Origin of the sequence: Rummeliibacillus pycnus (assembly GCF_044359855.1) — a bacterium.
In the GTDB taxonomy this organism is placed as follows: Bacteria; Bacillota; Bacilli; order Bacillales_A; family Planococcaceae; genus Rummeliibacillus; species Rummeliibacillus pycnus_A.
On record NZ_CP132291.1, the window covers coordinates 2,760,880 to 2,773,223 of the forward strand.

Genomic DNA, 12,344 nt, shown 5'->3' on the forward strand with positions numbered 1-12,344 from the left:
CTGCTAATTTATGATAAATATATTGAACATTTGTTCAGAATTTGTTTATTTAATACAGGTTAATATAACTATTAATATAGATAGCGAAGGATATTTATTGCGTCTTATTAATTGATATATTGGAAATAAATGATATAAAACGTTTCGTTTTAAATAGTAAATAACTGAGTGGATTGATATTAATGCAGAAGTATTTTAGAAGAGGTTAGAGGACTTTTAATGGGAGTGACTGTATATGCTTGATAACAGGCACATAGATAATAGCTGGGATTTTCGACAAGAGAGATTGTTGGAAAATATGTCTCGAATACTTTTGACATCTAAAGTATTTATCGGTGTAATCGTATGGGTTGGCTTATTGAATACATATGCTGTATTTTTTATGGATTTCCAGCCTGTATTTTCTGTAGTTTATCTAACTTTGTATTCTTTATTTGGAATATTTAATATTGCATTTTTTTATTTTGTTCATAATCGAATAAAAGAATCTAAATGGACTACGAGGGAAATTGTAAAATGGGAAAGAATCGTAATAATTTATTTAATAGTTTCAATTGTTTGGGGAGTAGTAATTTCTATAATTGATCTGGTTGGGTATCAGCATATATTAATGCTTTCAATTTGTTTGTTTCTTTGTGCTGCATTATTTTATACTTCTGCTAAGCAAATGATTGTAATTAACCTACTTGCTACTATACTGTTTTGTACGTGTCTTACAATAATTTCTTCTTACAAATCAGATTTTTATCGGATACTATATCTGTTCTTTCTAATATTATTTGTATCATTTATCTTGTCTCGTATTGTTTACAGAGTATTTGTAAATTTATATTTTGCCAAGCTACAATGGCGTCAGGAATTGGAAAATAATGCTTTGCTTGCAGAGCAGCTACAATTTGCAAATAGAAAACTAGCTAAACAAGCCCATTATGACGAATTGACCACTGTTTTGAATCGTCATGGCTTTCAGGCGTATATTAATAACCTATTTGAACTTAATGAGAAAAAAGGTGTTTCCTTTACTATTGTTATAATCGATATTGATTATTTTAAAAATTTTAATGATTATTATGGCCATACAAATGGTGATGAAGTATTAAAATCGGTGGCTAAAACAATTGAAATGTTAGCAAATAAATATGGGTATACAACCGTTAGATGGGGCGGTGAGGAATTTATCGTTGCGGGCATCGATATGTCTTTAGAACGCGTAGAAGATCTTTGTAAAGAAATTGAAGTTGCTGTTTCAACACTTAATATCTCGCATGCAGAATCATGTGTTTCTCAATTTGTAACAGTCAGTATGGGTGCCTCCACAGGATTATGTACAACATCTAATGAAATTGAAGATGTGATAATTAGCGCAGATCATGCTTTATATGTTGTAAAAGATAGAGGTAGAAATTCGTATCTTATATTACAATAAGCTCTTATCGATTAGTTTTTCTCAAAATTTGAAACATAAAAATCATATGTTTATTTTTTAATAGAAGATATTAATGTCTGGAGTTTATACTCCAGACATTTTTTATGTATAAAATTATTCAATGTTGAGAGCCTATAGCTCATGGATAGAATATTACCTAATAAAAATTAAGATATAAATTAGTATTTAATCTACATATTTTTTATTAAGAATAATTCATTTATGATAGAAGTACTTGGTTTTTAATAGGAGGTTTTTAGTAATATTATGCCGATGCTAAATGAGGCTTTTGATTTTATAAAGTTGTATTATACGGAAAATAATTTGCCAATAGATCAGTTAGAAAAACGACTGAAAGAAGTTGAAAGGGATATTATGGAGTATGGACATTATACACATACTTCAGATGAACTCGCTTACGGGGCAAAAGTGGCGTGGCGAAATAGTAATAAGTGTATCGGACGTCTGTTTTGGCAATCGCTACAAGTAAAAGATCAACGCGCTATAACAGATGAAGAAACGATTTATGAAAAGCTTTTAGAACATATCGAATTTGCAACGAATAATGGGAAAATACGACCTACCATTTCCATCTTCGAACCGGAAAAAGTGCGGATTTGGAATCACCAGTTAATTCGTTATGCTGGTTATGAACAAGAAGATGGTTCCGTAATTGGGGATTCTGATTCTCTTACTTTTACGAAAAAATGTATTGAATTAGGTTGGCAAGGAGAAGGCGGTCAGTTTGATGTATTGCCACTAGTTATTCAAATTGAGGATCGTCAACCTCGATTGTTTGATATCCCGCAAGAATACGTAAAAGAAGTACCTTTGCTACATCCTGAATTTGATTGGTTTGCTGATTTACAATTGAAATGGTATGCAGTACCGATGATTTCAAGTATGAAGCTTGAAGTAGGGGGGATAGCATATGCAGCAGCACCATTTAATGGCTGGTATATGGGAACGGAAATTGGCGCCCGTAATTTAGCAGATGAACACCGTTATAATCTATTGCCGGTTGTTGCGGAGAAAATGGGTTTAAATATGTCTTCAAGTTCAAGTCTATGGCAAGATCGTGCCTTAGTAGAACTAAATGCAGCTGTACTTTATTCCTTTAAAGAAGACGGTGTGAGTATTGTTGATCACCATACAGCGGCGCAACAGTTTAAACGTTTTGAGGCAAATGAAGAGAGTGCAAATCGTGATGTAACAGGAAACTGGACATGGCTAATACCACCGTTATCACCAGCCACAACTCATATTTTCCGTAAGCCCTACGATAATACGAAAAAATCGCCTATCTATTCTTATCAAAAAACACCTTATTAATATTGGATTATAAACAAGAAAATTACATTAAATACATCGTTCCATTAAGTTTCAATGTAATGTGAGAGATGTATTTTTGTTTTAATTACTGTAAATGAATTCATTTGTAAAGATAATTGCACACTATTTATTTAATGATAAACAGTAAGGAACAAAAAATCTTGAGCGACATTACGTAGTCGCTCAAGATTTTTTTTACTTTTCTGGTGTTACAAAGCGGTCTTTTGCTGAGATCCATGCGGAGATTATTAAACCGACAACTGTGATGGCGTAAAGTATGTTTGCTGCATGCCAGCTATCCCATAAATCATGTATATATCCGTAAAGAACGGGTCCAACAGCTGCGAGTAGGTATCCAACAGATTGTGCTGTGCCAGAAAGTTCTGCTGCCTCTAATGCATTGCGAGAACGTAAAGAGAAATACATCATCGCAAGTCCAAATGATGCCCCACCTGCCAGTCCGAGAAGAATCATCCATAGCATTGTTAGTGAGGTCCAATTCATTAATATTCCTGCGAACCCAACTACATAGAATGTACCAAACATTACTACAAGTGAGCGTTGATCAGATTTTCGCCCCGCTAAAATAGGAATGAGAAAAGTCATTGGTAATTGTGAAAATTGCATAATAGAGAACATCCACCCTGCTTGATTTGCACTCATTCCTTGGGATTCCAACATTGCTGGAATCCAAGCTGCTGTTGTATAGAATATTAATGATTGCAATCCCATTGCTAGTGTAATTGCCCAAGTTAAAGGATATTTCCAAATGGGTTTACTTAGTTTCGCGTCATTATGATTTTCTTGTATCGCTACTTTCTGGCGTAATTGTGGTAACCATACAATTATTGCGATAATGGCAAGAATAATCCAGCAACCAAGTGCACCTTTCCAACCGAAAGCGGTACCAGCTATTGGATAGCTAATCCCAGCTGCAACGCTTGCTGAGATATTCATTGCAACCGTGAAGATAGATGTTAGTAAGCCTACTTGTAATGGGAATTTTAACTTAATAAGAGCTGGAAGCAAAACATTACCAAATGCTATAGCAATCCCGATTAATGTAGTTCCTAATAATAGGAAGAAAGTATCTCCAAGTGAACGTATGAAAATACCGACTGTTAATATAACCATTGCAACTAGTAGTGTTTTTTCGAATCCAAATATTCTGGCGAATTTTGGCGCAAATGGTGACACAATTGCAAATGCAAGTAAAGGGATGGTTGTTATAAACCCTGCTAGTACATTCGAAATATCCAAGCCTTCTTTTATGTAAGAAATAATTGGACCTACAGAAGTTAGTGGTGAACGTAATGTAGCAGCAATGAAAATAATGCCTAGCACGAGTATCCAAGTATTTCGATTCCAAGGTATTTTTTTACTTTCTCTAGAGGATTGTTGTGAAGTCAATTTCTTTACCTCCTTTGTAATTAAGATTCTTTAGCAACCGTATCATTAATAGATAGTAAATTTCAATATTTCGACATAAAATAAGAGGTTATGACATTTATAAAACTTTTATTGTATTAAAATACCATATGCTTTATGTCTTGTTATCGAGGATACCTTGTATTATAATGGGAAACGTATTGAAATTATATATTGCATGCCTCATCCAATAGGTGAGGTAGAGGTCGCGATATTCATGAGTATGATCGACGAGATGAAAAAGCATTAACGACTCGATTAAAAAGGGAATATTGCCGAAGTGTTGGTAAGCTTTTTATTAACAATGCTGGGGCTGTTATCGAAAGGTACAGAACTGTCACGTCTGAAACGACGTGTTGAGCTATCTTTATCAAGGTTGATGGGGGATTTTAGATACCATCTCAAGCATCCTTGTGATGGTATTTTTATTTTTATAGCTACGGGCTCGTGTCCGAAGCTGAATTGACTTCAACCCGACCTTTCTTGCAATGAAAATGGGAAAGAGGAGAGCTATGAGTACAAAAAATACAAGCTCTGGTGAACAACCGAGCTTAAATAGAGGTTTAAAAAGTCGTCATATTACGATGATTTCGCTTGGTGGAACCATCGGTACAGGTTTGCTATTAGCAAGTGGTAATTCGATTGCTGCTGCTGGACCTGGTGGAGCATTACTAGCCTATGGTTTGATAGGGATTATGGTATTCTTCTTGATGACAAGTCTTGGAGAAATGGCTGCATACATGCCAGTCTCTGGTTCGTTTAATACGTATGCTTCAAAATTTATCGATCCAGCATTAGGATTTGCACTAGGTTGGAACTATTGGTATAACTGGGCTATTACAATTGCGGCGGAAATTTCAGCTGTATCCATTGTGATGAAATATTGGTTCCCAGACACGCCTTCATTTATTTGGAGCGCAGCGTTTCTAGTGATTATTTTTGTGTTAAATTACTTATCTGTTAATAGTTTTGGAGAAAGTGAATATTGGTTTGCTTTCATTAAAGTAGCTACAGTTATTATCTTCTTGATTGTCAGCTTCTTAATGATTTTTGGAATTCTTGGAGGCAAAGCACCAGTTGGATTTACAAATTTCTTTAAAGGTGATGCACCTTTCCACGGTGGTTTCTTTGCAACATTTGGTATTTTCTTAGCTGCAGGATTCTCATTCCAGGGAACAGAATTACTTGGTATTACTGCCGGGGAAACAAAAAATCCTGGTAAAACAATTCCAAAAGCAGTTCGTCAAATTTTCTGGCGAATCTTGTTGTTCTATATTCTGGCGATATTAGCTATTAGTTTGTTAATCCCTTATACAGATCCACGTCTTGCTAATAGTGATGATGTAACAGTAAGTCCATTTACTTTAGTATTTGAAAATGCAGGTATTGCTTTTGCAGCATCTATTATGAACGCTGTTATATTAACAGCTATTTTATCTGCTGGTAACTCTGGTTTATATGCATCATCTCGTACACTATGGCAATTAGCGATGGAAGGTAAAGCACCTAAAATCTTTAAAAAATTAAACAAACGTGGAGTACCAGTTGCTGCACTTGTTGCAACAGTTCTAGTAGCTTGTTTATCATTCTTAGCATCATTATTTGGTACAGGTACTGTATATATTTGGTTGTTAAATGCTTCAGGTATGTGCGGATTTATTGCATGGTTAGGGATTGCGGCAAGTCATTATCGTTTCCGCAAAGCATATGTTGCACAAGGTCATGACTTATCTGAACTACCTTATCGCTCAAGATTCTTCCCATTTGGTCCGATCTTTGCGTTTGTATTATGTTTGATTGTAGTATTAGGACAAAACTATACAGCATTTACGGGAGATCATATCGATTGGTACGGTATATTAGTATCTTATATCGGTTTACCAATCTTCTTAATCCTGTGGTTCGGTTACAAATGGAAACATAAAACTAAAATTGTTCGTTTAGAGGATGCGGATTTTACATCTGATCGACCAAATCACGGTTAATTAAAAGGCTAATCTATCTCAGGGAAGATACCTGAAATAGATTAGCTTTTTTTAAAGGATTAAAGGGTGAATCAGCGTATATTTATGATTATAAACGTCGTTAATGTTCGCATAATGCCTATATTTCCGCTTATATATTTGTAAATATTCGGGTTTTAAACATTTCTGAATAGTTTTATATTTAAATATTTTGTTGAAATTTGTCTATAGCGTGCTATAATTGGGACATTCTCAAATCTAAAACAAAATATCATTCACTCATATAATAGCGAGAATATGGCTCGCAAGTCTCTACCAGGTCACCGTAAATGAACTGACTATGAGCAGCAATAAATAGTAATAAGTTTACTTAAGTAGTATTCTCTTTACTATTCCTTTCGACTCTGTAGCTCGAAGGACTTTGCTCCACTCGTAGATGATTGGATGTACAAGTTCTTTGGGCTTTTTTATTTTGGTTCTATCAATTTGTTAGGCATTTTAAAGTCTTACTCCAATAGTTGATATAGAATCTACATTATTAAAGGAATATCAAGAAAACGAAACAAGAAGGGAGATCCTAAAGTTGAAAGCACTTCAGGACAAAATCGTAAGTGAAGGTAAAGTTTTATCAGGAGACGTTTTAAAAGTAGATTCATTCTTAAATCATCAAATCGATCCAAAACTCATGCAAGAAATCGGACAAGAATTTGCTGATCTATATAAAGATGCAGGTTTAACAAAAATCCTTACGATTGAATCTTCAGGTATCGCACCAGCAGTAATGGCGGGTCTGATTTTAGGAATCCCTGTTGTCTTTGCTCGTAAACGTAAATCTGTAACATTAACAGATAACTTCTATTCTGCAGATGTTTACTCATTCACGAAGAAAGTAACAAGTACAATTTCTGTCTCAAAAGATTATTTAAATAATGATGATGTTGTTTTAATCATCGATGATTTCTTAGCAAACGGAGAAGCTGCCAAAGGTTTACTGGATATTGTAAAACAAGCAGGTGCTACTACAAGTGGTATCGGTATTGTGATCGAAAAAGGTTTCCAACCTGGAGGCCAATTATTACGCGAACAAGGTTATCGCGTTGATTCATTAGCTATTGTTTCTTCATTAGAAAACGAAAAAGTACAATTTGCTTAGGAGGCAACTGATCAAATGAACAAGGTAAAACTTGCAACACTTGGGATTCAGCATTTACTAGCAATGTATGCAGGAGCAATTTTAGTGCCATTAATTATTGGTGGCGCTCTAAAATTTGATTCAACTCAGTTAACGTATTTAGTATCCATTGATATTATGATGTGCGGACTTGCTACATTATTACAAGTTGCGCGTGGTAAAGTATTTGGTATCGGATTACCATTAGTACTTGGATGTACATTTACAGCTGTAACACCAATTATTGGGATTGGTACGGATTTCGGCTTAGGAGCTATATATGGTGCAGTCATCGCATCAGGTATAATCGTTGTTCTTATTTCAGGAGTATTCGGTAAATTGGTAAAATTCTTCCCGCCAATCGTTACAGGTTGTGTTGTTACAATTATCGGGGTTACATTAATTCCAGTAGCTATTAATAATGCTGGTGGTGGTCAAGGAGCACCAAATTTCGGTTCTGCTTCTAACATTTCACTTGCTTTTGGTACATTAATCGCCATCATTTTGTTGTATCGTTTTACTAAAGGTTTCGTTCGTTCAATTGCTATTTTAATAGGTTTAGTGCTTGGCACTGTAGCTGCGACTTTCATGGGTATGGTAGATTTCACACCTGTTAAAGATGCTGCATGGGGCCAAATTGTAACACCATTCTATTTTTCAACTCCAGAATTTCATGTTGTACCTATCATCACAATGACATTGGTTGCACTTGTATCACTTGTTGAATCAACTGGTTCATATTTTGCTTTAAGTGAAATGACAAATACACCAATTGACGATAAAGCACTTGCTCGTGGTTATCGATCAGAAGGTTTAGCTTCTATTATTGGTGGTATTTTCAACTCATTCCCATACACTGCATTTTCTCAAAATGTTGGTTTAATGCAACTAACTGGTGTAAAAAATCGTGCAGTTATCTTTATCACAGGAATCCTACTTGTATCACTAGGTTTCTTACCTAAAATTGCTGCATTAACAACAATTATCCCAATTCCTGTACTTGGTGGTGCAATGATTGCTATGTTCGGTATGGTTATCTCTCAAGGGATTAAAATGTTAGGTACTGCTATTGGTGAGTCAGAAGGTAATGCCATGATCATTGCTTGTGCAATTGGTATGGGTCTTGGTGTAACAGTTGTTCCTGATATCTTCAAAGTGCTACCAGAAACTCTTCGCATTTTAACTAGTAACGGTATTGTTGCTGGTAGTGTTACAGCAATCGTGTTAAATATCATCTTCAACATGATTCCATGGAGACGTGAAAAACAAGTTGAAGTGGAGCATGTACAAGTAAATGAAGAAGTGAAGGAAGCAAATTCAAAATTCACTGAAAAACATGCTTAATAATTAAACAAGTAATAGCCTCATCCGAAAAGGACGAGGCTATTTTTTATAGTTCAAGAAAATGAAGTAGTAATGAATGGAACTCTCGGATGAAGTTTTTACACTATGAGAAGACTTACTGGCATTTTGGGTAGACTTGTTTATTGTTCCCAGTTCCTCATTTGTTCTTCTTCAGCAACTACTTGTAAATCATAAGCATTAACTAGAAGAATTTCATAGTTATACTTGTCGGCATATTGCTCGGCAAGTTTTTTTATAAATTTCGGAGATCCTTCATTCTCTTCATCATAAATAATTAAAATACCATCGGAATTTTTGAGAAAGAATTTATTTTTCTCGATAAATTGCCAAGGGCCTTCATATGGTCGCTTTGTAAGGCTCGTCACAAAGTCGGCCTGTGCTAAAATCATTTCATATTTTTCTTGCTTTGCTTCATTCCAATTCTTTTCTTGATCTAAAAATGGTGTCATAATGGCATATTTTAATTCTGGATACTCCAATTGTAAGTCCATAACAACTTCAGCAGCCCATGTTTCAACACCTAGTTGTCCACTTAAAATGACCCACTCAAGTCCATCTTCAATCAGTGGTATTAATCGATCCTGTATTGCTTTTTTGATAATTGGTAAACCAGGATGGCTATCGTTGAAAATGCCTAGTTCATGTGCTTTGTAACCTGTAATGACAAGTCGGTTTAGCATAACGAGGTCTCCTTATTAATTTTAAGATAGGGTGTGTTCCACTTCTACGATTATCCAGCTACAGGTGAATCTCTCGAGATCAAATACTCTTCCCCTCACGCTGTGAGAGGAAAAGGGCGTTTCACTCTTAATATAAAAACCGATTTCCCAAGAAACCGGTTGACTGATGTAAATATAGAAGCAGTATTTGTTGTTGATGAAATTACATGTTAAACAGTCCGGTTACATTGAGCAAACAGGTATTCTCATACAAGCAACAATTTCTGCTTTTTAATTTTACAATAGCTATTTTCTGTTTACAATGGAATGTTTGTGCCGATGAAGGGAATGTTAGATGAATATTTTAGAAGTACGGCATCTTGAAATTAAATGTATAATTTGTGAATTAAAAGATTAATAGAGTGTATTTTATGGAAAAATAAACTATAATTTAACAGTGCTAATCAATAGAAGGAAAAATATAGTACAGTTTATGAAAACGTTTCCGGAAACCGGCTCATAAAAGAGGCTCATCTACCTCACGGTTATTAAAATTTTTATAAAGTTAGAAATTATAATTTTCTAGGAGGGTTTAACAATGAAAGCAGCAGTATGGCATGGTAAAAAGGACATTCGTGTAGAAGAAAAAGAGTTAAAACCTTTAAAAGATAATGAAGTAACAGTTCGTGTTGCATGGGCAGGTATCTGTGGTAGTGACTTACACGAATATCAAGAAGGACCTGTATTTGTACCAGTAGAAAAAGTTGACGAATTAACAGGAGAAATTGCTCCAATTATCATGGGTCATGAATTTGCTGGCGTAATTGAAACAGTCGGTAAAGACGTAAAAAATTATAAAGTAGGAGATCGTGTAGTTGTGAACCCAACATTAACACATGGTAATAAACCAGAAGATATAGATTGTTATGATGGCTTTAGCTTCATCGGTTTACATGGTGATGGTGGTTTTTCAAAATTTGCGAATGCTCCAGAATCTAACCTATATCGTTTACCTGAAACTTTAACACTTCAAGATGGTGCTCTAGTAGAACCAACTGCTGTAGCAGTACAAGCTGTTAAAGAGGGTAACTTGAAATTTGGTGATACAGTAGCAATCTACGGTGCCGGTCCAATCGGTTTACTTACAACAATTGCAGCAAAAGCAGCTGGTGCAAGCAAAATCATCGTTCTTGATCTTTCTGAAACTCGTTTAGAAAAAGCCAAAGAACTTGGTGCTACTCATATCATTAATTCTGGTAAAGTAGATGGCCCTACAACTGTTCGCGATATCGTACCTGGTGGTGTAGACGTAACATTCGAAGTTGCGGGTGTTGCTCCAACATTTATACAAGCAATCGATTCAACTCGTGCACGCGGTACGATGGTTATCGTATCAATCTTTGCACGTCCAATCGAATGGAATCCATTACATTTAACAAACACGGGTGTTAAAATTACTTCTACAATTGCATATACACCAACTTCTTTCCAACAAACTGTAGACTTAATGGGTACGGGCCAATTGAAACCACAGGGTATTGTAACATCTCAAATCGTACTAGACGATATCGTAGAAAAAGGCTTCGAAGCATTAACAAACGATAAATCACAGGCTAAAATCCTTGTTGAATTAAGCGGGGAAAAATAAGTTTTTATAAATTGACTATATTTTTAAATAGATAGAAAAAGTAAACCTGCAGATACATCCTTAAACTTTGATGTATCTGCAGGTTTTCTTTATTAGGCTATGTTTAACTTGATGGGTGTTTTTAATCAAAATTTACACAGAATCCCTTTTTCATTGGGCGAATGGTTAAAAATAGCACCCTATACCAAATGTCAATTTAGTAAATAGGGGAATAGGTTTTTGCTTATTGTAAACGAATGCTCGATTCTTCGCTGCGTTTCTCTTTATTCTTAGTAATAAAACTAAAATAAAACACACCCACTAAAATTATCCCTACAATAAACGAAAAATTACCGATTTTAAGAAAAACAAGATTTGTGTAATTATCTAATGGTGTTAATGTTAACACAAAATACAATGTTAAAATCAGACCTACAAAAGAAACAAATAATATATTATATTTTCTCCAGTAAGGAATTGAAGTTTTAAGGAAATAAGTTAAAAAAATCCAAATGATAAAAACCAATATTGCATGGGATATTCTATCGGCTAAATTCCCTGTTAATACAGTCATAAATAAAATAGTAAAAACAATAAAAGAAAGAATAGGTGCTAAAATAATAGGGCTACGTGTGAGCGATCTGGTGCCTTTAATGGTCCAAGATGTGAGAGGGAAAACGCATTTAGTGATGACGGAGCAAAAAACGAAGAAAACGAAACGATTTTTGATTCCAAGAGCTACCCGAGAGATGATCGAGGACTACACACGCGATATGAGCCCTTCTGCGTGGCTTTTCCCGAGTAGTCAGAAAGGAAATAGCCATATTTTCCACCACACAGGCCTATAGAGTACTTCAGAAGGCTTCAGAAGCACTTGGAAGGGACGATATTGGCACGCATACGATGCGAAAAACGTTTGGATATCATCATTACAAACAACATAAAGACGTGGCGGTGTTGCAGCAGTTATTTAATCATTCTGCACCATCGATTACGATGAAGTACATAGGTGTGACTGAAGATGAGGTGGATGCAACAATGGAGGATTTTTCACTCTAAAATTTGGCAAGTTTTTATTCCAATGAAAAAGCTATAACTTAAAGGCTGCACATGTTTCCCCCCTTAATAAAGGTTAACACATCCTATTAAAAGCAAGGCTAGCTTGAGCTAGCTAGACCTACTTAAGTGGGGTCTTTTATTTTTTAATAAAAGTTTATAAAAGATTAGCGAAGTTCTTTATATTTTTGGGTAAGGCAAGCAACGGGAGTGGGCGCCCACTCCCCAAAAACTGAGTTTTTGACTTGGAAGGAGATTCCTACGACCTTTACAAATATATAGCTGTTATTTTATTCAAAATAAACAGCTATATTTG

9 protein-coding genes and 2 riboswitches are annotated in these 12,344 nt (G+C 35.1%); of the genes, 7 read left to right on the top strand and 2 right to left on the bottom strand.

Annotation, left to right across the window (positions count from 1 at the left end; all coding sequences use genetic code 11):
• The first annotated feature begins 235 nt into the window (after positions 1-235).
• Both Q8X41_RS13615 and Q8X41_RS13620 read left to right on the top strand, forming a co-directional pair.
• Positions 236-1,426, top strand: coding sequence for a GGDEF domain-containing protein (locus Q8X41_RS13615; protein WP_397536834.1), 1,191 nt, complete (start codon positions 236-238; stop codon positions 1,424-1,426).
• A gap of 267 nt (positions 1,427-1,693) precedes the next feature.
• Positions 1,694-2,758 carry a nitric oxide synthase oxygenase gene (locus Q8X41_RS13620; RefSeq protein WP_397536835.1) on the top strand — a complete coding sequence of 355 codons (1,065 nt, stop codon included), beginning with the start codon at positions 1,694-1,696 and terminating at the stop codon, positions 2,756-2,758.
• Between the two features lie 195 nt (positions 2,759-2,953).
• Here the strand turns inward: Q8X41_RS13620 and Q8X41_RS13625 are convergent, their stop codons facing one another.
• The gene (locus Q8X41_RS13625; RefSeq protein WP_397536836.1) at positions 2,954-4,168 is read right to left on the bottom strand and encodes a CynX/NimT family MFS transporter; all 1,215 of its coding nucleotides are present in this window, start codon (positions 4,166-4,168) and stop codon (positions 2,954-2,956) included.
• A gap of 210 nt (positions 4,169-4,378) precedes the next feature.
• Positions 4,379-4,558, top strand: a riboswitch (Lysine riboswitch).
• Between the two features lie 140 nt (positions 4,559-4,698).
• On the opposite strand from Q8X41_RS13625, the gene Q8X41_RS13630 reads away from it, so the two are divergent.
• The 3 genes from Q8X41_RS13630 (at position 4,699) to Q8X41_RS13640 (ending at position 8,665) form a co-directional block, all read left to right on the top strand.
• Positions 4,699-6,171, top strand: coding sequence for an amino acid permease (locus Q8X41_RS13630; protein WP_397536837.1), 1,473 nt, complete (start codon positions 4,699-4,701; stop codon positions 6,169-6,171).
• A gap of 238 nt (positions 6,172-6,409) precedes the next feature.
• Positions 6,410-6,511: riboswitch (purine riboswitch) on the top strand.
• Between the two features lie 222 nt (positions 6,512-6,733).
• Positions 6,734-7,303, top strand: coding sequence for a xanthine phosphoribosyltransferase (locus Q8X41_RS13635; protein WP_397536838.1), 570 nt, complete (start codon positions 6,734-6,736; stop codon positions 7,301-7,303).
• Positions 7,304-7,318: 15 nt separating this feature from the next.
• Positions 7,319-8,665 (top strand): nucleobase:cation symporter-2 family protein, encoded by a 1,347-nt coding sequence (locus Q8X41_RS13640; RefSeq protein ID WP_397536839.1) that lies wholly within the window; start codon positions 7,319-7,321, stop codon positions 8,663-8,665.
• Positions 8,666-8,805: 140 nt separating this feature from the next.
• On the opposite strand, the gene Q8X41_RS13645 is transcribed toward Q8X41_RS13640, so the two are convergent.
• Complete coding sequence (locus Q8X41_RS13645) at positions 8,806-9,366, bottom strand: SLOG family protein (protein WP_397536840.1); 561 nt, start codon at positions 9,364-9,366, stop codon at positions 8,806-8,808.
• Between the two features lie 577 nt (positions 9,367-9,943).
• Here Q8X41_RS13645 and Q8X41_RS13650 point away from each other — a divergent pair.
• Together Q8X41_RS13650 and Q8X41_RS13655 are read left to right on the top strand one after the other, a co-directional pair.
• On the top strand, positions 9,944-10,993 hold the full coding sequence (locus Q8X41_RS13650) for a 2,3-butanediol dehydrogenase (protein WP_397536841.1): 1,050 nt from the start codon (positions 9,944-9,946) through the stop codon (positions 10,991-10,993).
• Between the two features lie 867 nt (positions 10,994-11,860).
• A complete protein-coding gene (locus tag Q8X41_RS13655) occupies positions 11,861-12,031 on the top strand; it encodes a tyrosine-type recombinase/integrase (RefSeq protein WP_397540271.1) in 171 nt (56 codons plus the stop codon).
• The last annotated feature ends 313 nt before the right edge of the window (positions 12,032-12,344 follow it).

Coding starts and splice junctions, on each gene's coding strand:
- Q8X41_RS13615 (WP_397536834.1), top strand. CDS start 236: ATGCTTGATAACAGGCACATAGATAATAGCTGGGATTTTCGACAAGAG.
- Q8X41_RS13620 (WP_397536835.1), top strand. CDS start 1,694: ATGCCGATGCTAAATGAGGCTTTTGATTTTATAAAGTTGTATTATACG.
- Q8X41_RS13630 (WP_397536837.1), top strand. CDS start 4,699: ATGAGTACAAAAAATACAAGCTCTGGTGAACAACCGAGCTTAAATAGA.
- Q8X41_RS13640 (WP_397536839.1), top strand. CDS start 7,319: ATGAACAAGGTAAAACTTGCAACACTTGGGATTCAGCATTTACTAGCA.
- Q8X41_RS13645 (WP_397536840.1), bottom strand. CDS start 9,366: ATGCTAAACCGACTTGTCATTACAGGTTACAAAGCACATGAACTAGGC.
- Q8X41_RS13650 (WP_397536841.1), top strand. CDS start 9,944: ATGAAAGCAGCAGTATGGCATGGTAAAAAGGACATTCGTGTAGAAGAA.